Annotated in this window: 18 protein-coding genes; 3 read left to right on the top strand and 15 right to left on the bottom strand. The window is 37.4% G+C overall.

Translation table 11 applies throughout. The features are described from left to right. Positions 1-63: 63 nt before the first annotated feature. Complete coding sequence (gene desA / locus BkAM31D_RS02525) at positions 64-1,113, bottom strand: Delta(5) desaturase DesA (RefSeq protein WP_066158081.1); 1,050 nt, start codon at positions 1,111-1,113, stop codon at positions 64-66. A gap of 372 nt (positions 1,114-1,485) precedes the next feature. Here desA and BkAM31D_RS02520 point away from each other — a divergent pair, with 372 nt between their 5' ends. Next, complete coding sequence (locus BkAM31D_RS02520; RefSeq protein WP_066158085.1) at positions 1,486-1,710, top strand: hypothetical protein; 225 nt, start codon at positions 1,486-1,488, stop codon at positions 1,708-1,710. A 424-nt stretch (positions 1,711-2,134) separates the two neighbouring features. Here the strand turns inward: BkAM31D_RS02520 and BkAM31D_RS02515 are convergent, their stop codons facing one another. From BkAM31D_RS02515 to BkAM31D_RS02495, 5 genes are read right to left on the bottom strand one after another with little or no spacing between them, the layout of a single operon-like run. Then, positions 2,135-3,310, bottom strand: coding sequence for a cytochrome P450 (locus tag BkAM31D_RS02515; protein ID WP_066158089.1), 1,176 nt, complete (start codon positions 3,308-3,310; stop codon positions 2,135-2,137). Positions 3,311-3,324: 14 nt separating this feature from the next. Then, on the bottom strand, positions 3,325-4,008 hold the full coding sequence (bioD, locus tag BkAM31D_RS02510) for a dethiobiotin synthase (RefSeq protein ID WP_066158091.1): 684 nt from the start codon (positions 4,006-4,008) through the stop codon (positions 3,325-3,327). After that, the gene (gene bioF, locus BkAM31D_RS02505; protein ID WP_157076882.1) at positions 4,005-5,177 is read right to left on the bottom strand and encodes an 8-amino-7-oxononanoate synthase; all 1,173 of its coding nucleotides are present in this window, start codon (positions 5,175-5,177) and stop codon (positions 4,005-4,007) included. The genes bioD and bioF overlap by 4 nt, the downstream gene beginning before the upstream one ends. Further along, a complete protein-coding gene (gene bioA / locus BkAM31D_RS02500; RefSeq protein ID WP_066158095.1) occupies positions 5,167-6,534 on the bottom strand; it encodes an adenosylmethionine--8-amino-7-oxononanoate transaminase in 1,368 nt (455 codons plus the stop codon). The genes bioF and bioA overlap by 11 nt, the downstream gene beginning before the upstream one ends. Beyond that, the gene (locus tag BkAM31D_RS02495) at positions 6,515-7,300 is read right to left on the bottom strand and encodes a 6-carboxyhexanoate--CoA ligase (RefSeq protein WP_066158097.1); all 786 of its coding nucleotides are present in this window, start codon (positions 7,298-7,300) and stop codon (positions 6,515-6,517) included. The genes bioA and BkAM31D_RS02495 overlap by 20 nt, the downstream gene beginning before the upstream one ends. A 384-nt stretch (positions 7,301-7,684) precedes the next feature. Between BkAM31D_RS02495 and BkAM31D_RS02490 the strand changes: the two genes are divergently transcribed. Beyond that, positions 7,685-9,364, top strand: coding sequence for a glutamine--tRNA ligase/YqeY domain fusion protein (locus tag BkAM31D_RS02490; protein ID WP_066158099.1), 1,680 nt, complete (start codon positions 7,685-7,687; stop codon positions 9,362-9,364). Positions 9,365-9,425: 61 nt separating this feature from the next. Here BkAM31D_RS02490 and BkAM31D_RS02485 read toward each other — a convergent pair whose 3' ends face one another. From BkAM31D_RS02485 to BkAM31D_RS24060, 3 genes are all read right to left on the bottom strand, one after another. Beyond that, positions 9,426-10,895, bottom strand: coding sequence for a protein adenylyltransferase SelO (locus tag BkAM31D_RS02485; protein ID WP_066158101.1), 1,470 nt, complete (start codon positions 10,893-10,895; stop codon positions 9,426-9,428). Between the two features lie 423 nt (positions 10,896-11,318). After that, positions 11,319-11,441, bottom strand: coding sequence for a hypothetical protein (locus tag BkAM31D_RS24120; RefSeq protein ID WP_257391624.1), 123 nt, complete (start codon positions 11,439-11,441; stop codon positions 11,319-11,321). A gap of 196 nt (positions 11,442-11,637) precedes the next feature. Then, complete coding sequence (locus BkAM31D_RS24060; protein WP_066158103.1) at positions 11,638-11,865, bottom strand: hypothetical protein; 228 nt, start codon at positions 11,863-11,865, stop codon at positions 11,638-11,640. Between the two features lie 447 nt (positions 11,866-12,312). Here BkAM31D_RS24060 and katG point away from each other — a divergent pair, with 447 nt between their 5' ends. Next, complete coding sequence (katG, locus tag BkAM31D_RS02475) at positions 12,313-14,526, top strand: catalase/peroxidase HPI (protein WP_066158105.1); 2,214 nt, start codon at positions 12,313-12,315, stop codon at positions 14,524-14,526. 76 nt (positions 14,527-14,602) lie between these two features. On the opposite strand, the gene BkAM31D_RS02470 is transcribed toward katG, so the two are convergent. From BkAM31D_RS02470 to BkAM31D_RS02445, 6 genes are all read right to left on the bottom strand, one after another. Further along, positions 14,603-15,358: a ZIP family metal transporter gene (locus BkAM31D_RS02470; RefSeq protein WP_066158107.1), complete on the bottom strand. Its 756-nt coding sequence runs from the start codon at positions 15,356-15,358 to the stop codon at positions 14,603-14,605. 445 nt (positions 15,359-15,803) lie between these two features. Beyond that, complete coding sequence (locus BkAM31D_RS02465; RefSeq protein ID WP_257391623.1) at positions 15,804-16,454, bottom strand: HipA family kinase; 651 nt, start codon at positions 16,452-16,454, stop codon at positions 15,804-15,806. Continuing rightward, on the bottom strand, positions 16,451-17,545 hold the full coding sequence (locus BkAM31D_RS02460) for a glycosyltransferase family 4 protein (RefSeq protein ID WP_066158111.1): 1,095 nt from the start codon (positions 17,543-17,545) through the stop codon (positions 16,451-16,453). The genes BkAM31D_RS02465 and BkAM31D_RS02460 overlap by 4 nt, the downstream gene beginning before the upstream one ends. Positions 17,546-17,572: 27 nt before the next feature. After that, positions 17,573-18,397 carry a hypothetical protein gene (locus BkAM31D_RS02455; protein WP_066158113.1) on the bottom strand — a complete coding sequence of 275 codons (825 nt, stop codon included), beginning with the start codon at positions 18,395-18,397 and terminating at the stop codon, positions 17,573-17,575. Between the two features lie 14 nt (positions 18,398-18,411). Continuing rightward, complete coding sequence (locus BkAM31D_RS02450) at positions 18,412-19,233, bottom strand: UTP--glucose-1-phosphate uridylyltransferase (RefSeq protein ID WP_066158115.1); 822 nt, start codon at positions 19,231-19,233, stop codon at positions 18,412-18,414. Between the two features lie 524 nt (positions 19,234-19,757). Then, complete coding sequence (locus BkAM31D_RS02445; RefSeq protein WP_066158117.1) at positions 19,758-21,533, bottom strand: SLC13 family permease; 1,776 nt, start codon at positions 21,531-21,533, stop codon at positions 19,758-19,760. Between the last annotated feature and the right edge of the window lie 402 nt (positions 21,534-21,935).

Genomic DNA, 21,935 nt, shown 5'->3' with positions numbered 1-21,935 from the left:
TACGTAAAGGTTGGTGCAAGAAAAACCCATTAAACAAAGTTGAACGGGTTTTTCCTTCGATATTTATTTTCCTTGGAGACTTGTTTGTCTATTCTTCATTTTAAGATCCTTATTTGATTTCAGTAAATCTTTCACATCGTTAAAACTTACAAATGTCTTCTTCTTTTCATCATATAGACGGAAGCGAATAGATTGTAAACTTGAACCTACCGTAATCGTTGTTGCTTTTTGTAGAGGAGGAGTCGTCTCATGCACTTTTTCCAAATTGTAATTTGGAACCCTTGGGCTTAAGTGATGGACATGATGGTAACCAATATTTCCAGTTACCCATTGTAACAATTTAGGAAGTTTATAGTAAGAGCTTCCATCTACTGCAGCTTTTACATAATCCCATTCAGATTCATCTTCAAAATACGAGTCTTCAAACTGATGCTGAACATAGAATAACCAGATTCCTAAAGAACCGGCAACAAACAAAATCGGAAGCTGAATCAACAGAAAAGCCTTCCATCCAATGATTAAAATCATTAATATACTAATAACCACAATTGATACGTTGATTAAGTACATGTTCAAACGCTCTTTTTTTCTAGCATCTTTTCGATTAAAACGATTAGATACAAGAAATAAATACGCCGGACCCAACCCAAACATTACTAAAGGATTACGGTAAAGACGATAAGCCAATCGTTCTTTAAAAGGAGCTTTTACATATTCATCTACTGTCATAATCCATACATCACCAATACCACGTTTATCTAAATTCCCACTTGTTGCATGGTGAATCGAGTGTTCACGTTTCCACTTTTCATATGGAAACATCGTTATGATACCTGTTATTGTTCCTACAATATTATTAGCTTTTTTATTTTTAAAGAAAGAGCCGTGACAACAATCATGAAAAATAATAAATATGCGGACAACAAATCCTGCTGCTATAACAGATAGAGCTAAAGACAGCCAGATTGATATTGATAAGCTCTGATACGCCAAAAACCATAATAGAAAAAATGGCGGAATTGTATTTAATATTTGTCTAATACTCTTTTTCACATCTGATTTTTCAAAAGGGGCAACACTTTTTTTCAACTGTGCTAATTTAGAATTACTCATCTTTTCCTCCCTAAATTTTACTCATCTTTTCCGAGAAGTATCTGGAGAATCTCTTTCTATCGTAAAAGAAATTATGTCAGACAAGAAGTCATGAACGTCAAATAAAAGATATGACAGTTGTCATATTTCTTATTTGATATTCATCATTTTGAATTGATATAGACCTTTAGGCATAGCCTTTTACTATACATTTTGACTAGAGAAATTCCTGTAATAAAAAGTTCTCCATTACTAATTCCTTATTTCCTACCTTCTTAGTCTGCGCCCCCATAAAAAAAATGACAATCCATATAGGTATATATAAGAAAAAATAATTAAACCATATTCTGAACTATAAATACATATCGACAAAACTACTCAAGGAGGAGCATTATGCTTTATCAGTTAACTTTTCACGAAAGACAACCACTCGTTACAAAACCAATGCAAACTTACCCAATTAAAGACCGTCGTCAAAGTCCATCATCCTCACCTTTAAGCTATAAGACTTCCAGACAAAATCATGCTTCATCGAAAGCTACCCTGGTTTTATACAGTAATAATTATGAAACAATTGAATATGAAGACAGAAACAGCTCATTAGATGTGAAAGTTTAATATCGGTTTCAGGCATGTTAGCATGCCTGTTTATTCATCACCTAAATCATCTACTCCCTGACCTATTGCCTTTTCAAACCCTATAATTGTATTTTCCTCAAAATGTACCCTTACAGCCACGGTGGCCATAGATTTTTGTCATGCTTTACACATCCTTTTTTTAATTAAGAAGACAACCATTGAAAGGAATTGCCTCCTTACCTTGTTAAACAAACGTTTGATTAAACAAGAATGTTCAGTATATGTATATCCAAAACAGAAATCGAGTATTAAGAGTATGATCGGAAAAGGTACAACATTTACAATCACCTTCCCTCTTGAAGAGCATCTTCATTACTCAGGTCCTACATAAGAATTCCAAGGGCTAAAGATAAAAGGTCTACCTCCCCAAATTTTTTTAGGGAGTAGGCCTTTCTAATTCCTTTTAATTAAACACCACTGGCAATTCTTTCAATGCTCTAAATCCCGTAAGATTTCTCCACTCCAGTTGTTTTGAATCAATTTGTATTGAGTTTGTATTCTTTAAAATAGTACGAAGAGCTGCTTTTGTTTCTATTTTTGCCAATTCCGAGCCTAAACAAAAATGAATTCCTGCCCCAAATGAAAGATGAGGATTAGGCTCCCTCGCAAAATCCAAAGTATTCGCATTCGGGAAATTTTTGGGATCACGATTACAAGCACCAAGAAAAAGATAGATATGATCACCTTTTTTAATTTGTGTTTGATTAATGATCACATCTGTTGAAGCGATACGAGCCGTTAATTGAGTCGGACTCTCATAACGTAACACCTCTTCAATTGCCGTTTTTAGTAGGAGAGGTTCTTCTCTTAATTTTATTTGTTGCTCTTGATTAGTTGCCAAACAGTAAATCGCATTACTAATTAAATTCACTGTTGTTTCGTGACCGGCTATTAGTAAAAGAATACAAGTTGATAGGACCTCATCCTCTGTTAACTTATCATTGTTCTGCTCCTCTACCAACACACTAATGAGATCATTTTTTCGATTTCGTTTACTATTTAGGATCAAACTTTTAAAATAATGAACCATCTCTACAATGCATTCATTCCCCTTCACTAATGATTTTCTAGAACGGTTGAGATCAATCGTATCAATTAACGTTAATGCCCACCTTCTGAATAGATCTTTATCTCTTTCCGGAACGCCTAAAAGTCTAGCTATCACTGTGCTTGCTAGCGGAAAAGCAAAGTCAGCAATAAAGTCGAGCTTCTTATCATTTTTTATATGTGAAAATAATTGTTCAGCTGTTTCTTCAATCATAAACACGTACCGTTCTAGTACCTTAGGAGTAAATCTTTCATTTACCAGTCTACGTATCTTCCTATGGTCAGGCGGATTTTGATAAAGTACCATCTGTTTCTGGATCTCTTTTAAACGTTCGAACCACTTTGTTGTTTCTGGAAGCGGCATGCGATTTTGAAAACGAAGATCTTTCAAGATCATGCTTGCTTCTTCATAACCTGTTATGTACCAGCCACGGTTCCCGAAAAACTCTCCCCAGTGTATAGGTGACTGAGCACGAATTTCTTCATAAAAAGGATACGGGTTTTGCGTTAAATCCTCGAACTCTGTTTTCATGGAACCACACCTTTCTATTTCAAAAACTGATCTATTTCAATAGTATCGTTGACTAATTGCTTGAACGAATGGATAGAAATTTCTTCTACTCTCGGCGTAATTCCCAATACCTTAACTTTGCACATCTCTTCTATGACACGAGGGCTTGTTTTCTCGGCTAAACCTTGCTTTTCACTCATTCCATTAATAACGATTCCAACAACATTTAATCCTTGACTCTTAGCATACTGTACTGTTAAAAAGGTATGATTAATCGTTCCTAATCCCGGTCGCGCAACAACTAGAACCGGTAGACCTAATGACTTGATTACGTCACTAACTAAGAAGCCCTTACCTAGTGGAACCGAAATGCCTCCTGCACCTTCAACGACAAAAAATTCATGACTATGCTTAATCTTGTTCCAATGTTGTAAAATATTCTCGAGAGTGACATTGGTTTCTTCGATTTGTTGTGCAATTCCCGGGGCCAAAGCTGCCTCAAACTGAAATGGCGTTATTTCCTCAAGAGTAAGGGGTGTTTGTGATAACTGTTTTAACAAATAAGTATCACTTTTTGAATCATCTCGTTCAATTCCGCTCAACATTGGTTTAAACACACCCACATTTACACCTCGATCCCTCAACACCCCTGCTATTCCACTTGCAATGACTGTTTTTCCGACGTCCGTATCCGTTCCCGTTACAAAGATACCTTTCATTTCGTCACCTCATCGTTTGTGCTTAATAGTTTAAAAGCTTCTATTAATTGATTAATATCTTCATAAGAGTGTTCTGCAGTAACCGTTAATCGAATTCGTGATTCTCCTTCTTGTACGGTTGGCGGACGTATCGCTGGTGCAAAGATCCCATATTGTCTCAGACGCTTTGAAAAATTTAGGGCTTCCTTTGTCCCACCGATTATGATGGGAATAATCGGTGTAACAGTGCCCTTAACCTCGTAACCTAACTCTCTAAGTCGAGTGCGTATAAAAGTAGATTTAGCGACTAACGACTCTCTTCTTCTCTTGTCTTCCTCAATAATTGAGAACGCTTTAACGGAAGCTGCACAAATACAAGGGGGAAGGGCTGTTTGAAAGATAAATGACCTTGCATGATTTAGTAGAAAGTTCTTTAATATGTAGGATCCTGCCACAAACCCTCCTTCGGCTCCTAACGCTTTGCTTAAGGTACCTATTAGGACATCAGGTTGAACTCCGAAATATTCACATATTCCTCTACCATTTGCTCCAAGAACCCCTGTCCCGTGAGCATCATCAACAATCACAAAAGCATTATAAGCTTTAGCTAGCGAGATAATTTGATCTAACGGAGCAATATTCCCATCCATGCTGAATACACCATCTGTAACAACAAACCTTTTATTAAACTTCTGAGTCTCTTTTAGCTTCGTTTCAAGATCCTTTAGATGAACATGCTTATAAATAACTGTCTTTGCTTTTGAAAGACGGCAGCCATCGATAATGCTTGCATGATTCAACTCATCACTTAAAATGACATCTCCCTTTTCCGCCAACGATGAAAGGACGCCTATATTAGCTAAATAACCACTTGAAAATAGCAACGCTGCCTCCGTTTGTTTAAAACTAGCAATTTTCTCTTCTAATCTTTGGTGCCAGATGTTACTTCCCGTTGTTAATCTTGAACCACTGCTCCCGATGCCCATCACTTTCGCTGCTGATCGTGAAGCAGCAATGATTCGTTCATCTGCTGCTAAACCAAGATAATTATTGGAGGAAAACACCAACTGATTTTGACTATTAATCGTAACCTTTGGTGCCGGTCCACTGGTCATAACAGTTAGTTCTCGATATAAGTTTTGATCTTTTATTTGATGAATCCTTTCCGTCAACCAAGAATTAAACACCACTTCCAAGAGTAGCCTCCTCCTCTTGGCATACGATGCTAATCGCATCTCTCATAATTGCTACCATTTCCTCTAGCTCAGTTTGTGTACTGACTAGAGGGGGCATGAAGACAATAACGTTTCCTAGCGGCCTTGTTAACATCCCAAGTTCCCTCATTTTCAAGGAGACTTTATAACCTACTCTCCTTTCAAATGCAAATGGACTCTTTGTTCTTTTGTCTTGCACAAGTTCAACACCACACATGAAACCTAATTGTCTAATCTCCCCTACATGAGGAAGTTCTCGAAGGCATTCGAGCGACTTTTGTAAATATTCCGATTTTTCCGCAACACGTTTAACTATGTTTTCAGATTCAAAAAGATGTAGGTTTTCCAGTGCTACAGCACACCCAAGTTGGTTACCTGTATAGGAGTGACCATGAAAGAATGTTTTAAGCTGTTCATAGTCTTCATAGAAAGCTTCATAAATCTCTTCCGTTGCAAGTGTCACTGCAATTGGGAGATAACCACCTGTTAATCCTTTTCCCGCTGCCATTAAATCAGGCTGAACATTTTCATGCTCACAGGCAAACATTCTTCCCGTGCGGCCGAACCCTGTAGCCACTTCGTCGACAATCATAAGAACATCATATTTTGTACATAAAGCACGAACTCCTGATAGAAACCCTTCAGGCATAACAATTATTCCAGCAGCCCCTTGAACCATTGACTCAATTGAAAGAGCTGCAATTTCTTCATGATGGCAGATCAATATTTCTTCTAGCTTTTGTAAGCATTGATCACGGCATTGTATAGGGTCTTCACTTTCCGAACGATAAACATAAGGAATCGAAGCCTTTATACTATTAAACATCAACGGTCCATAAACATGATGAAACAGATCTATTGCCCCAACACTTACTGCACCAATCGTGTCGCCGTGATAACCATTTTGCATCGAGATAAACTTTTGTTTCTTTGGTTTCCCTATGTTTTTCCAATACTGAAAGGCCATCTTTAAAGCAATCTCCATTGCCTCAGCGCCACTATCCGAATAGAAGACTCGTGTTAGCCGCTCCGGCGTCACTTGAACCAATTTTTCTGCAAGTTCTGTAGCGGGGACATTGGTCATACCTAGTAACGTTGAGTGAGCAATTTTATCCAACTGTCTTTTAATTGCTTCGTCTAATTCCGTTTTTCTATGACCATGAACATTAAGCCAAACAGATGAAAATCCATCATAATATTCGTTGCCATCAATATCTTTCACTTTAATGCCTGTACCGCTTTCAATGATTAGAGGATTGTAGTCATAATCCTTCATTTGTGTAAAAGGTAACCAAAGATATTTCTTGCTTTTTTCAATTAAGTTGTTCATCATTCTCTTCCTCCCATAAAAGTAATGTTGGCCTGTTTTCCAGATAATCTATGCAAGAAGTTACATCACAGGCACGTACAAAAAAGATTCGACAGCCTGATTCATCCCCAAATTTTTTTAGTTTGGATATACGTTGATAACCAATTTTTATACTGGAAACGTAGCCTGTGAGATAATCTGGGTCATCTGACCAGCACAATTCAGCCATGACCTCTGGACAATTTGCCACTTTTGTTGCAAGCGTAACTGCTTCCTTTATCCTTAAGCTTTTATTGATTTTCTTTCTAGTTGCCCAAAGAATAAAATTTTCTTCGTTCCAATCCATTCGTGAAACACGCACACCTTTTTCACCTCTTCTATCGACCCGCTGACCAGTATCAATATCGATGAACATGGCTCCTCGCAATCCTCTATTTAGCGGATTAGCTATGACACGATAAGCCTTTTCGATCGTTGATGTAGGAATGCCGCAAAGTTCTAGTAGATTAATAGCTTTACCTTGCCCTTCTTGTAATGAGTTCACTTGATGGGAATGGATTGGGAGTGGCTTCAAATAGTCAATTGGCTCTACTACTTCTTCAACGGTGACTTGTAGAAAGTCTGGTTTTCCTCTTGAATGGTCTAAAGCCTTGTCCAACATCGTATGTACAACTCTTTTGATCTCTTCTTCCTTCACAAGAGCTTCTCCACCAGAGATATGTTTACCACCATTTTCATGTGGTCCTCCTTTAGCAGCTCGCATTCGAATCGTGTATCTATCCGCTTGCATTGTTATCACCCTTCTCCTTTGCTACTTTTATCAAAAACTTCAAAGCAAAACGTAACCATTTTTTTGAAATTTTACACCTTAATCGTTTTTATTGTCAACTTAAAAATAATAATGGTTAACAATAAAAACACGGGAGAACATCTATTGCTTTTTAAGAGTTACACTTATACAACCTCGTATATTGGACAAGCTATATAGTTAGAAAGTTCATGAAGTTACCTTCTTAGAAGAAAAACAGGCCCTCCCCTTTCTAAAAGAGTCTTGAATTGCTACAAACGAGCATTTGTTCAAATAAGGACTTATGATACAATATTGTCTAATAAATAGTGTATTATGGAAAAGTATATAATGCACAATACATAATGAAGAAAGGGTGAAAAAAACATGGAACATAACTCTTCCAATTTCATTCGAAATATCATTAAAGAAGATATAGAAACCGGCAAGCGAAACCATGTTATTACTCGATTTCCACCAGAGCCGAATGGATACTTACATATTGGACATGCTAAATCAATTGTCATTAACTTTGATTTAGCTGACGAATTCAACGGAAAGACCCATTTACGTTTTGATGATACAAATCCATTGAAAGAAGACTCCGAATATGTTCACGCAATTAAAGAAGATGTAAAATGGCTCGGCTATGATTGGGATGGGCTGTTTTTTGCTTCTGACTACTTTCAACAAATGTACGAAAGAGCGGTTCTACTTATTAAAAAAGGAAAAGCCTATGTCGACGACCTTTCGCCAGATGAAATTCGTGAATATCGCGGCACACTAACAGAGCCAGGAAAAGACAGTCCGTACCGTACTCGTTCGATTGAAGAGAACTTAGATTTATTCGAGCGCATGCGTGAAGGTGAGTTCGAAAATGGTAAGAAAGTCTTACGGGCAAAAATTGATATGAGCTCTCCTAATATCAATATGAGAGATCCAGTCATTTATCGTATCTCTCATGCAACACACCACAACACAGGCGATGACTGGTGTATTTATCCAATGTATGCATTTGCTCATCCGCTAGAAGACGCTATTGAGGATGTTACACATTCAATATGTACGACTGAGTTCGAAGATCAACGTCCGTTATACAATTGGATTGTAGAAGAGTGTGAAATGACAAGCACCCCACAACAAATTGAATTCGGTCGTTTAAACATCACAAATGCTGTCATGAGTAAACGAAAATTGAAACAACTTGTCGATGAAGGCTTTGTAGATGGTTGGGATGATCCCCGTATGCCAACAATTTCTGGGTTACGCAGAAGAGGCTATACACCTGAAGCTATTCGTGCTTTTGTTCGTGAAACAGGTGTTTCAAAAGGATCTGGGATGGTTGATTCTCAAATGTTAGATTACTTCGTAAGGGAAGACTTGAAAATGAAAGCTCCTCGTACGATGGGAATTGTTCGTCCGTTAAAAGTCGTTATTACAAATTATCCGGAAGGGCAAGTTGAAATGCTCGAAGCGGAAATCAATCCAGAAAATCCTGAAATGGGAACTAGACAAATTCCTTTCTCAAGAGAAATCTATATTGAACAAGAGGACTTCATGGAGAATCCACCAAAGAAATATTTCCGCCTCTTCCCTGGTAACGAAGTCCGATTAAAACATGCTTATTTTATTAAATGCGAAGATATTATTAAAGATGAGGATGGCAACGTGGTCGAAGTTCATTGTACGTATGATCCTGAAACGAAAAGTGGATCAGGCTTCACCGGCCGTAAAGTGAAAGGCACATTGCATTGGGTCGAAGCAACACAAGCGGTTCCTGCTCAATTCCGCTTATACGAGCCGCTGCTCTTAAATGAAGAACCTGAAACTTTAGAAGAGGAAGCTTCAGCTGATGAACAAGTAGAAAGAACATTCCTTGATCAAGTAAATCCTCATTCTCTTCAAATCTTCCATGGCTTTGTCGAACCTAATATGAAGGATGTAAAAGAACAAGACAAGTTCCAATTTTTTAGACATGGTTACTTTAATGTTGATCCTAAACATACGACTAAAGAGAGTCTTGTATTTAATTTAATTGTATCATTAAAGAGTTCGTTCAAGCTTTAATATGAACAAAAGAAGCAGGATCATATCATGATGATATGATCCTGCTTCTTATTTTTAAAGGTTACGTTCCGCAGAAGGTTTGATACGGGCGATCTGTCGGTTCAGCGGGTTTCATATATTCATCGTTCTTTTTAGCATAGTCGTACGGATTAGAGAGAACTTGAAGTAGGCGCTCCATTAAACTAAGATTATTGTTATCGACTGCAGCTGCTAAAGCTTCCTCTACTTTATGGTTACGTGGAATGACTACCGGATTCGACTTTTGCATCAGCTGTTTAGAATCAGAATCTGATTCTTGTTGCCGCCCTAACCTAGCCTGCCATCTATCAAACCAATCGTTAAATTCTCTTTGGCAAGATAAACCTGTCCCTTCTATTTGATTTAACGTTAATGCGTGGAAAGTATTTGTAAAATCAGCTTGCGCTTTCTGCATGAGACTAAGAAGACTTTCAATGAGTTCTTCATCCTGATCCTCTACATTGAACAAGCCTAATTTCGCACGCATTCCACTCAACCAATCTTGTTGATACTGCTTGGAGTAACCTGAGATTGCTTCCTGAGCTAAATTAAGTGCTTTCTCTTTCTCTTCATGCAAAAGCGGCAGCAAGCTTTCAGCAAATCGCGCTAAGTTCCAACCACCTATGTATGGCTGGTTTCCATACGAATAACGTCCTTCTCTATCAATTGAACTAAAAACCGTTTTCGGATCATATTTATCCATAAAAGCACATGGGCCATAGTCGATCGTTTCACCTGAAATAGTCATGTTATCGGTATTCATAACTCCGTGGATAAAACCAACCAATTGCCACTTGGAAATTAACTTTGCTTGACGTTTAATGACTCCATTCAAAAGCGCTAGATAGCGATTTTCTTCCGCTTCAAGATCAGGAAAGTGTCTATTTATTGTATAATTGGCAAAGGCTCTAAGGTCATCAATATCGCCTCTTGCTGAAACATATTGAAATGTTCCGACTCGGATATGACTCGAAGCGACCCGTGTCAATATTGCTCCAGGAAGTTCTGTTTCACGAAACACAGACTCTCCCGTCGTGACAACAGCTAAACTACGTGTAGTTGCAATGCCAAGTGCATGCATCGCTTCACTCATAATATATTCTCTTAGCATCGGTCCAAAAGCTGCGCGCCCATCTCCTCCCCTTGAATAAGGTGTTCTTCCTGAACCTTTCAATTGTATGTCGAAACGTTTACCTTGAGGGGTGATCTGCTCACCGAGCAAAACCGCACGTCCATCTCCTAACATCGTGAAATTTCCAAATTGATGTCCTGCATACGCTTGAGCAATTGGCACACTTCCTTCTGGAACTTGATTGCCCGCTAATATATCTACTCCCTCATTTCTTTGAAGAGCCTCCGAATCTAATCCTAAAAATTCTGACAAAGAGTCGTTAATAATTAGCAATTTTGGAGATTGAACAGGATTTAATTTTATAGTAGAGAATAAAGCATTGGGTAAACTAGCATAACTATTGTCTACATTCCAACCTTGCTTTGTTTGTTTATTTGTCATATTTCCTCCTTTTCTACTTCTAAACCTTATAGCATTCCTTACTATATATCATCACACGATAGTACTTTTAGTGTCTACTTTTTCCAACTAAATATCCCTTAAATAATCCTGTATGAATAATCAACTAGGTTAGAACATTAGCTAAGACTATTTATTTTCAAATGCAAAAAAGAAGCCGGGACAAAAGAATTTAACGAAAATCAAAACGTAATAGATGCATAGCATCCGCTCCGGTAAGGTTGTCACGTTTCTATTTTCATAAAACACTTTCGTTAGTCCCGGCCTCTTCCTCAAACTAATGACCTTCTATATTCACTACTCTTTCCTATGCCTTTTCAAAATGATCCTTCTTCTAGAAAGTGGTCAGTTTCTTGCGTTGGTGCTTTGCGGGAGAGTTTTTGATATTTGTCTGTTACTGGTTTTCTAATTGCCTGATATTTTTTTAACGTCTCCCAAAGAATCAGCATTATCTAACGCTTCAGCCAAAACTCCTGCATCTTGTATCGCACTATTGGCCCCTTGACCAGTATGGTTTTTGCATTGCATGAGCTGCATCTCCAAGCAATGTTATACAATTGGAGTGCCAGCGGTCAATTGTATCAATATCATACACAGGGCGACAAGTGTATTCTTCTACATTTTCCGCCACTTTCTGTATCCTCGAATCAAAGTTTTCTTAACTGTTAAACAATATCTCCTTTCTTAATAATCGGACGCCATGATGTATCCTTTGATTGTACATTCACATCAAATAAGACTTGCTTTCGATCTCATCATAAATCCCCCACTTTTTAAAAAGTGGACAGATGGAGGACGCATTCCAACACCAGCACCGACCTCTTTCTTTAATAACGGGAGCTTGCTCAAAAATCTCTGCACGGATTCCTCCACGCTGTAAAGCAACTGCGGCAGCAGCACCACCAATTCTCCCTCCGATGATCGCAACTCTTAATTCAGATTTTGACTTCATCAATCATACCAACCTCAGAAAGCGACCACATTTAATCGCTTTCTAATACGAAAAAAGCCCTTGAACATTAAGTTTATAAAGAAATTTCATAATATTGTTATACCAGCATCAACACGTTTTGAATATTCAGTTAATTATTTTTTTGGTATATTCATTGCTGATACTCACGTATTAATAAGGAAGACAAGATCCTTTCTCTACAACCAGCAATACTTATACCACAAAGAATAAACGTACTTCTTCCCCTTAAATTATTACTAAAAATTGAACAAAAATCTCAAAAAGAGAAACTAATTGAGAAAATCACAGGTTATTATTCTTTCTTTTTATAAAATAATTTAATATAATGATTACATAATAATAATTATTGTCTTTTGATCTAAAAGGCTATAAGATAAGAGACATAATTATTTACTATAATTATTCACACGGAAGGGGAATAACAAAATGGACTCTAATAATACTAATAACGTTGGCAAATGCCCAGTAATGCACGGAGCTGCTACTAGTAAGGCTTCTAGTGGTACAACAAACAGAGACTGGTGGCCAAACCAATTAAATCTAAATATCTTACATCAGCATGATAGAAAAACAAACCCTATGGGAGAAGATTTTGATTATGCAGAGGAATTCCAAAAATTAGACTATGAAGCTATTAAAAAGGATCTTCATGATCTAATGACAGACAGCCAAGATTGGTGGCCAGCAGACTATGGACATTATGGTCCAATGTTTATCCGAATGGCTTGGCACGCTGCAGGTACATATCGTATCGGTGACGGCCGTGGTGGTGGCGGAACTGGCTCACAACGTTTTGCACCATTAAATAGCTGGGCGGACAATGCAAACATTGATAAGGCACGTCGTCTTCTATGGCCAATTAAGCAAAAATATGGTAATAAAATCTCTTGGGCCGATTTATTACTTCTAACAGGTAATGTTGCGATTGAATCTATGGGCGGTAAGACTTTTGGTTTCGGTGGAGGACGCGCAGACATTTGGCATCCTGAAGAAGACATCTACTGGGGTTCTGAAGCTGAAATGTTAGGTGATAATCGTTACACAGGTGATCGCGAGCTTGAGAATCCTCTTGCTGCCGTTCAAATGGGTCTAATTTATGTTAACCCAGAAGGTCCAAACGGAAAACCTGATCCAATTGCAAGTGCACGTGATATTCGTGAAACATTTGGTCGTATGGGAATGAATGACGAAGAAACGGTTGCATTAATAGCTGGGGGCCATACGTTTGGTAAAGCACACGGTGCAGGAGATGCTTCTCTTGTCGGTCCAGAACCAGAAGCAGCCCCTATAGAAGCACAAGGCTTAGGTTGGTTAAGCAAACACGGAAGCGGCAAAGGCCGTGACACGATTACAAGTGGAATTGAAGGTGCATGGACGGCGAATCCAACACAATGGGACAATGGTTATTTTGAGCTGCTATTCGGATACGAGTGGTGGCTGACAAAGAGCCCTGCAGGTGCGTGGCAGTGGCAAATTGTAGATCCTGCGGAGAAGGATCTTGCACCAGACGCAGAAGATTCATCTGTTCGTGTTCCGACTATGATGACAACAGCAGATATGGCATTACGTTATGACCCAGCATATGAAGCGATCTCTCGTCGTTTCTATGAGAATCCAGAAGATTTCGCAGATGCATTTGCTCGTGCTTGGTTCAAACTACTTCACCGTGATATGGGACCTAAAGCAAGATATCTTGGACCAGAAGTACCAGAAGAAGATCTAATCTGGCAAGACCCTGTACCAACTGTTGATTATGAATTAACAGACGCAGAAGTAGCACAATTAAAAGAAAAGATCCTAAACTCTGGTCTTACAATCAGTGAACTAGTTACAACAGCTTGGGCGTCAGCAAGTACGTTCCGCGGCTCTGATAATCGTGGTGGTGCAAATGGTGGCCGTATCCGTCTTGCTCCACAAAAGGATTGGGAAGTTAATCAGCCAGAACAACTTTCAAAAGTGCTTTCTGTACTAGAAGACATTCAAAGCCAATTAGATAAAAAAGTCAGCATGGCTGATTTAATCGTACTAGGTGGTAGTGCCGCAGTAGAAAGAGCTGCACAAGATGCAGGCTTTGATGTAACTGTTCCGTTTGCTTCTGGACGCGGTGATGCAACAGAAGAACAAACAGATGTAGAAAACTTTGCAGTATTAGAGCCAGTTGCAGATGGTTTCCGCAACTATCAAAAGAAACAGTATAGTGTAAGTGCAGAAGAACTTTTAGTAGATAAAGCTCAATTACTAAACCTTACTGCACCAGAATTGACTGTCCTTATTGGTGGTATGCGTGTACTAGGAACAAACCACGGTGGTACTCGACACGGCGTATTCACTGATCATGTTGGTACACTTTCTAATGACTTCTTTGTTAACTTGCTTGACATGGCAGTAGAGTGGAAATCTGTAGATGGAGAAGTATTTGAAGGTCGCGACCGTAAAACAGGTGAAGTCGTGCGCACTGCAACTAGAGTGGACCTAGTATTCGGTTCAAACTCAGTTCTACGTTCTCTAGCAGAAGTTTATGCTCAAGACGATAACAAAGGTAAATTTGTTAATGACTTTATTGCGGCTTGGGTTAAGGTTATGAATGCAGATCGTTTCGATCTTAAGCTTGATAAGAAAGCTCAATTAGCAGGTAAATAATATAAGTAAATCCGTCGTCAAATACTGACGACGGATTTTTTTATCCAAATTAATAACTACTAAAATTACATCTATCTTATAAATAATGAAGCCACAACGAAATAAAAACACCAATTGAGGTCACAAATCCTACAGTTGGTCCCCCTTCTTTATAAGCTTGAGGCATCATTGTTGAAGCAAGCATAGCAATAATTGCCCCTCCTGCAAGGCAACTAACAATTGCTTTAATGCTATTTGAAGCAGACTCCAACAGCGTAGCCCCGCCTAAAGCACTTAATGCCGAGAAGAATACGACAAGACTCCACATAACGATGATCTTCTTTTTGGAAAAACCGCTTTGCCGCAAACCGACAGTACTCGAAAGACCCTCAGGTATATTACTAATAAAAACAGAGACAACAAGAGCTAAACTAACAGATTCGCCACCAATTAAACTTAAACCAATCATCGCTGATTCAGGTAGTGTATCCATAACACTCCCTATAAAAATACCCATTCCTGACGTTTTTCCATCATCTTGTTGCTTAGAATCTTTAACCAACTTTCGATCTGCTTCTTTTCGTTGGTATCCTCCTCCTTTATGAGAAATAAAATAATCTAAAATAGTAAAAAGCAACGCTCCACCTAAAAAGCCTATTGCCACTTCTTTAAACCCGCTTATTTCTAGGGATTCTTCTAATAACTCGTAAGTTGTCGCACCAATTAACGCACCTGCCCCGAGCGCCATTATATAACCAATGATCCTTTTTGGAATTGAGAATTTCAGTGCTATAATGGCTCCAAGTAATGTAGCAGATGCCGCAAGCGTTCCCCAAAAAAGGGCACCCCACATTGGAACAGCCTCCTTATCACGTATTATAAAAGCAAGGTCCAAAAGGCCATGATTTTATCCCGTTAAATTACTTAAAGCTTTTAATAGAAAGAAATTGTTTAAAAAAGCAATCATGCTTTATTGTTTATAGTTTGTCCTGTAATTATACAAATAATTAATTTTGATAAAATGTAACACCTAATTCCAACCGATAGCTGAATTAATATAAAAAAGCAGGAAACCCTTTAATCGGCCCCTGCATTTTGTCGTATTCACCTGTTCTCTACTACTCTTATAAATGTACTGGTTCTCCGGCCCTACTGGAATAGCCCTTATCAACTACTATCTCTATTTAGCAAATGAAGAGGACGAAAAACTTTTTTTACAAATTCATCAATTAGCATCGGCAGAATATGATAACGTCTATAATTTAACGCCCTAATAACTTCACGTTTCTCTTCTAATGTTAACCCCAATCATTCGGAACAAAAGAAAGAATCTCTTCTAGAAGTTGAGTTGGAATGGATTGAATGTGTGTAAGAGCTATTTTAAAGTCTTTTTCTTCCTTTATAAATCTCACCATCAACTCATGGGTCGCACTTCTAATTAGATTTTGCGGAAGATTTTCAAGATCATTCATTGTCCAGGAATAAGAATCAAATATCTCAGCATTATCAATGATCCATAAAAAGTGATTTCCCGCCGTTTGCTCTTGTAATAATATATTCTTACGTGTTCGGTCTGTATTGCACAACCAATAATCAAAGACAATTATCTTTGCCATATCGTTGTAGTTTAAAATGTTTTCGACCTTTGTTTCATGAGCATTGACACTATTTGCAATATATTTACTAGCAAATTGCTTAGACGTATATACAGTGCCATGACCCTTTGGGAACACTTCTACAAACGATTTAGGCATTTCGATTAGATAGGAATATGGGATAGGCAGCCCCATAAAACGAGCAATACAATAAGCAAGCCATTCGTTTATTAATGCTTTATCCTCACTTGGCTTGAATAGTTTTACTACATAATCATTTCCATTATCGAATGTAACAAGATGAGCATTATTTGTCTTACTCTGAAAAAGCTTTTGATAAGTAAGAGGGTTCATTCTCTCACCTCTTTCGTTACTTCTTTTAGAAGTTCAATATATTTATTCGTACACTCTGAAAGAGAGTATTTTTTCACTACACGGTTTCTAGCATTGTTTGAAAATTTCTCATACAGGTGCGTATTATCAAGAACACGGTATATTTGCTGAGCTGCCGCTCTCACATGTTCTTCACGATATAAACAACCTGTTTTTCCATCTTTAACGATTTCAGGAATAGACGAGATTCCAGGTGCTACAACTGGTACTCCACAGCCCATTGCTTCTATAAACGTATTGCCAAAGGATTCCGCTTTCGTTGCGGCAAACAAACATCCTCCTGATTGTTTGATTTTGCCATAGACTGCGGGCATTTGTTGATATGGAATGACAGGAAACCATTTGACTACTTCCGTTAAGTTTTGATTCTTCCATTCATCTTCAAATAATTCGCGTTCCACACTTTTGGCTCCGCCAATAACCCAAAACTCAATATCGTCTCGTACCGAGCGAACCATGTTAGCCACCTTTAGTAAAAGGCGCCAATTTTTCCTTTCATCTAATCGTCCAATATAAGCAACTACCTTTTTATCTTTTGGGAGAATTGGCTCGGTTTCCATACTTATTTCCGTATTTTCATTTGGTTTAAAAAAGGAAATATCCGTTGAATTATTGATGACTTCAATTGGATAAGGTTCATCAAGTACAATCGATAACACCCGTTTCTGATATTCGCTTGGCACAATAAACTTTTGTGGCTTGATCTGTTTATAGCCTTCTAAGTTCCTCTTTAATTTGGTGATCTCTGGAGTCCGAGCCTCTATGATAATAGGCCCGCTATATTCAGCTTTCTTTAACCACGTATAAGCCTGACTGGTGTCCACTACGATGATAGCGTCATAGTTATTGTTCTTTATGATCTCAATGATTTTTTTCTTATCCTTCGTTAAATATACTTTAGAAACATCCTCCATCATATGCAATCCACCAAGATCTTTACAATACAGGAAGTCTGTTGTAATCCCATGTTTCTTTAAATATATTGCTCTATTCCTCCACCCGGCATTTACCCCTCCTACCGTTAGTAAGCGCCAAATGACTAGTATTTTCATAGTTTCACCTCCAAACTGATCACCTCATTACTTTTTCTTTTGTTTCTTGCCTTTTTTCTTGCCCTTCCCCTTATTTTGTTTTTCTAGTTCTCTTTTTCTTTGCTCTTTTACCACTTTACGTATAAGATTTAGTAAACCTTTATAGTGCATATCTGGATCTTTTGTTGAAAGTAATTTATTGGTGTCCTCTTTAAGTTGTTCTAGATCAGCCTGTTCTTTATTTTCAATAACACCATATAGTTTTGCAGAAATCCCTTCCATTTGAATGTAATAGTCCCACTCCTCATAAAGCTCTGGAGCAACAACCTTTACATGTTCGATAAACATCGCCCGGTATTCATTTCCTAAACTTTGAAGTAGTTTTCGTGGATAAGGGTACGTTCGGTTTCTCCAGACCGTTCGTCCCACATCTATTACTTTCAATGAGCCATCATCCTGAAGGTAGATTTGTCTTTTGTGATGATCAATTCTCTCATAACCAATTTCTTTAAAGGTAATCAACATACGAATTAACTCATGAGATAACTTCTCTGTTAATGGTTGAGATTGCATGTATTCACGCAAATCAACCCCATATACCATTTCCATCACGATAAAATTTTCACCTTTACAATAAATTTTCGGTAATAGAGAAGTATGCTGGCCAAGTGACATTGCATAGTATTCACGTTCACAGTCGTCTACATCGCCGTAAACTTTCATACACATTTCATCATTAATCTTAAAGACAGCACCTTGTCTTCCTTTACCGATCATTTCAAGAGAAGAGTTATTGATAACTGACACATCTTCATCCTCAAAATTTTGAACTTCAATATCTTCCACAAGATTCTTTATTTCTTTACAGTTCATTTTCTACTCACCTCTTACATTTTTGTATTTTCAGATTGTAAAATATATTGATTGGCAGCTATAAATTCTTCAACTCTACTAATGTCAAACCTTATCCCATTTGGCTGAACGCCATAATACTTTTCTTCTTTAAGCATTTCTTTAATCGCATCGGTTAATTGAATTTCTCCACCTAAACTAGGCTTAGCTGTTTTTAAAAAAGAAAAAATAGAAGGGGTAAATATATATCTTCCGATAACAGCTAAATTTGAAGGTGGCCTTTTCATCGGCTTCTCAACAATATCTGTAATTTCAATTAGACCGTTTTCTCCACTCTGCCAATGAACAACGCCATAGTTTTTTAAAAATTTTTGTTCCATCTCGCATAGACCAAGCACACTTTTGTTATGCTTGGTGTATATTGATAGTAACTGGTCTAATGCGCCAGTATCTTGTCCAAAAATAACTTCATCTGGCAACAATACAGCAAACGGTTCATTATTAACAAAGCTTTCACCTAAGCGGATTGCATCACCTAACCCCAGAGACTGCGATTGCCTGATATATTGAATTTGAACATTAAGAGGTTTTAATTTTTTTAGTAACTGCTGCTTTTGTTTCTGTTCTAAAAATGTTTCAAGTTCTATTGATCGATCAAAATAATCAATGATCATATTTTTTGAACGAGAAACAACAATCAGAATCTCTTCAATGCCAGCTTCTATTGCTTCTTCTACAATGTAATGAATGGTTGGTCTCGTCCCGATAGGAAACAGCTCCTTTGGAACCGCTTTTGTAATAGGTAAGCACCTTGTCCCATACCCAGCTGCGGGAATGATTGCTTTTTTTACTGTCATCTCTTATCTCCTTTCTTTATATAGTTACTAATATGTATATTTTCTTTGTTTTTTTTGAAACTGTTATTTGTCTAGCTTTAATAGTTGTTTTAAAATATTTTATTTTTTTTGTAAAAAATTGGTTAACTTGTTCGATAAACTGGTTTAGTTTCACTTTTTAATAAAAAAGAGCCTTTCAATTGCTAAAAAGGCTCTCCACTCACTGTTAATTTATTTACAGATGCTAATGGTTAAATGATACTAATAGGCTAGAATATTGATTTGCAAAAGATTAGACCAGAGTTTGATTTGAAGCATTTTTACCATTCACCTCTGATCCCAAGAGAGATCTCACCATACAACTTTTGTTTCGGAAACAGATAATGGCCAGAACGAGTACTTAGTATAAAAAAATAGCATCTATTCAATGATATTGCATGGGTTTAATCGATCCCAAATGTAAAACTGCTTCGGAGAGTAACAAAATAAATCATGAGTTCGGACATCTAACCATTCGGATAACCTTAAACGTCGGTTCACCTTGTTTAAACAACCCATACAAAATAAACAATTACTACAGTAACAACAAGATATAAAATATTTAGTGGTATTCCAATTTTCAGATAGTCAGAGAATCTGTAACCTCCAGGACCATATACGATTAAGTTTGCTTGGTACCCAATTGGTGTAGCAAAACTAGCGGAAGCGGCAATGGCAATGGCCACAAAAAAAGCCATCGGATCTACTGACAATTGGTTAGCAATTGCAAGGGATATCGGAAACATTAGAACTGCTGCAGCGTTATTCGTAATGATTTCCGTAAATAACGTTGTTAAAAAATAAACGACAATAATTGCTCCAATCACGCCTGCACCCTTTGTCATCAGAACAAAATAATTAGCAACTAACGCCGCAGCACCTGTTTGTTCCAAAGCTATTCCTATTCCGATCGCACAAGCAATTAACAACAACACATCAAATTGTATATATTTCCTAGCCCCTTCAAATGAAATGGTCTTGGTTACAAAAAGAGTAATGACCGCTAGCACTGCTGCCTTAAACATCGGTAAAATATTAAACGTTGCAAGAAGAATCATAATGATCAACGTTGTAATCGCAATAACTGACTTTTTCGGATTTATAATCTCTGGATCTTCAATTTGAGACATCAAATAGAAATCTCTTGAATTAGACCACCTGTTGGCAAAGTCTTTATTCGCTAAAAGAAGCAACGTATCTCCAGGCTTTATCTTAATGTCCCCAACCTTACTATTAATTCTTTCATCATTCCGATGAATAGCCACAATACCAGCATCGTAGTTACTTCTAAATCGACTTTCTTTTACTGTTTGTTGAATTAATGAAGATTGATGAGATACGACTGCTTCAACTAATGATGCACTTCCGTTTTGTAGATTCTCTAATTTCAACTTTGTCCCCGTTTCAACGCGTAATCCTTTTATGTTTTGTAACTCTACGATTGTAGATAGTACCCCTGTGAAAATTAAACGGTCATTTTCTTTTAATTTTAAAAAAGAGGCTACTGGAGCCGTCCTATCACCGTTTCGTATCACCTCTATTAAATAAAGCCCTTGTAAACTTCTTAATCCAGCTTGCTCAATTGTTTTTCCTATTAATGGAGAATTCACTTCCACATATGCTTCTGATAAAAATTCACGTGAGGCTTCTTTAAAAGATTCTTCTGACGTTTTCCTAGTCGGCAGAAGCTTATATCCAATTGTTACCATATATAAAATCCCTAGAAGGCCTGCAGGAAGACTAACGATAGCAAGTTGAAACATTGAAAAACCATCCATCCCATTCTCTAGCATAAATCCATGTATCACTAGATTAGTAGAAGTACCTATAAGAGTTAGCGTACCACCAAAAATGGTGGCATACGATAATGGAATTAAAAACTTTGATGGTGAAATATTCCGCTCCTTACACCACTTACGAACTACTGGGGTAAACATGACAACGATAGGTGTATTATTTAAAAATGCAGATAGCGTTGTCATGGGAACCATCATTTGAAGAAGTGATCTTCTTTGATTTCTTCCAGATCCCAAAGCTTTGGTTACAATCGGAGTTAATAATCCGCTTTGTTTTACCGCACCGGCAACAATAAAAAGTAGAGCTACTGTCAACATTCCTTCATTAGAAAAACCCCTTAATGCATCAGATGGTGATATTACCCCAGTCAACAATAAAACTGCCAATGCACAAAAGACAATAAAATCAGGTCTAGCTACTTCTTTTATTAGGCAAATGAGCATCGTAATTACAACTAGTAGCACAAATCCAATTTCAAAAGTCATTGTTCTTACACCCCCAAATATAAACCCGAGTAATCGTATTTGTTTTATTATATTTGAGAGGTTATTAAAAAGTCTAGAATTATTTGAATTTAAAATCTTTAAGATAAGAAATATTTATAACAACATAACTCCTATAGGAAATAGAGATTTGTCTTTCTTGATCGATTCTTTACGGAAGAATTTATTAATTAATTGGCGCCCTCAGTATGTGACTATTTGCCAAACAATTTTATTTTTTTAATGATTAATAGATAAGTCTATACATGGATTCAAATCTAACATTACATCTCACCCTTGCTCATGGAAAATGAAACAAAAAAGACTTACACACAAAGGATAAACCTTTGGATGTAAGCCTCTAGTGTACTAGTGGGCATTATTGAGATTCTATTTAGTCAAGTG

It is taken from the genome of Halalkalibacter krulwichiae, from assembly GCF_002109385.1.
GTDB classification, from domain to species: domain Bacteria; phylum Bacillota; class Bacilli; order Bacillales; family Bacillaceae_D; genus Halalkalibacter; species Halalkalibacter krulwichiae.
Note: the sequence above shows the minus strand (reverse complement) of the source record. Positions and strands in the feature narration are given on the sequence as shown.

Bases quoted from the DNA above. Each gene is read 5' to 3' on its own strand.
- desA (WP_066158081.1), bottom strand. From the start codon at position 1,113: ATGAGTAATTCTAAATTAGCACAGTTGAAAAAAAGTGTTGCCCCTTTT.
- BkAM31D_RS02520 (WP_066158085.1), top strand. From the start codon at position 1,486: ATGCTTTATCAGTTAACTTTTCACGAAAGACAACCACTCGTTACAAAA.
- BkAM31D_RS02515 (WP_066158089.1), bottom strand. From the start codon at position 3,310: ATGAAAACAGAGTTCGAGGATTTAACGCAAAACCCGTATCCTTTTTAT.
- bioD (WP_066158091.1), bottom strand. From the start codon at position 4,008: ATGAAAGGTATCTTTGTAACGGGAACGGATACGGACGTCGGAAAAACA.
- bioA (WP_066158095.1), bottom strand. From the start codon at position 6,534: ATGATGAACAACTTAATTGAAAAAAGCAAGAAATATCTTTGGTTACCT.
- BkAM31D_RS02495 (WP_066158097.1), bottom strand. From the start codon at position 7,300: ATGCAAGCGGATAGATACACGATTCGAATGCGAGCTGCTAAAGGAGGA.
- BkAM31D_RS02490 (WP_066158099.1), top strand. From the start codon at position 7,685: ATGGAACATAACTCTTCCAATTTCATTCGAAATATCATTAAAGAAGAT.
- BkAM31D_RS02485 (WP_066158101.1), bottom strand. From the start codon at position 10,895: ATGACAAATAAACAAACAAAGCAAGGTTGGAATGTAGACAATAGTTAT.
- BkAM31D_RS24120 (WP_257391624.1), bottom strand. From the start codon at position 11,441: ATGCAATGCAAAAACCATACTGGTCAAGGGGCCAATAGTGCGATACAA.
- BkAM31D_RS24060 (WP_066158103.1), bottom strand. From the start codon at position 11,865: ATGAAGTCAAAATCTGAATTAAGAGTTGCGATCATCGGAGGGAGAATT.
- katG (WP_066158105.1), top strand. From the start codon at position 12,313: ATGGACTCTAATAATACTAATAACGTTGGCAAATGCCCAGTAATGCAC.
- BkAM31D_RS02470 (WP_066158107.1), bottom strand. From the start codon at position 15,358: ATGTGGGGTGCCCTTTTTTGGGGAACGCTTGCGGCATCTGCTACATTA.
- BkAM31D_RS02465 (WP_257391623.1), bottom strand. From the start codon at position 16,454: ATGAACCCTCTTACTTATCAAAAGCTTTTTCAGAGTAAGACAAATAAT.
- BkAM31D_RS02460 (WP_066158111.1), bottom strand. From the start codon at position 17,545: ATGAAAATACTAGTCATTTGGCGCTTACTAACGGTAGGAGGGGTAAAT.
- BkAM31D_RS02455 (WP_066158113.1), bottom strand. From the start codon at position 18,397: ATGAACTGTAAAGAAATAAAGAATCTTGTGGAAGATATTGAAGTTCAA.
- BkAM31D_RS02450 (WP_066158115.1), bottom strand. From the start codon at position 19,233: ATGACAGTAAAAAAAGCAATCATTCCCGCAGCTGGGTATGGGACAAGG.
- BkAM31D_RS02445 (WP_066158117.1), bottom strand. From the start codon at position 21,533: ATGACTTTTGAAATTGGATTTGTGCTACTAGTTGTAATTACGATGCTC.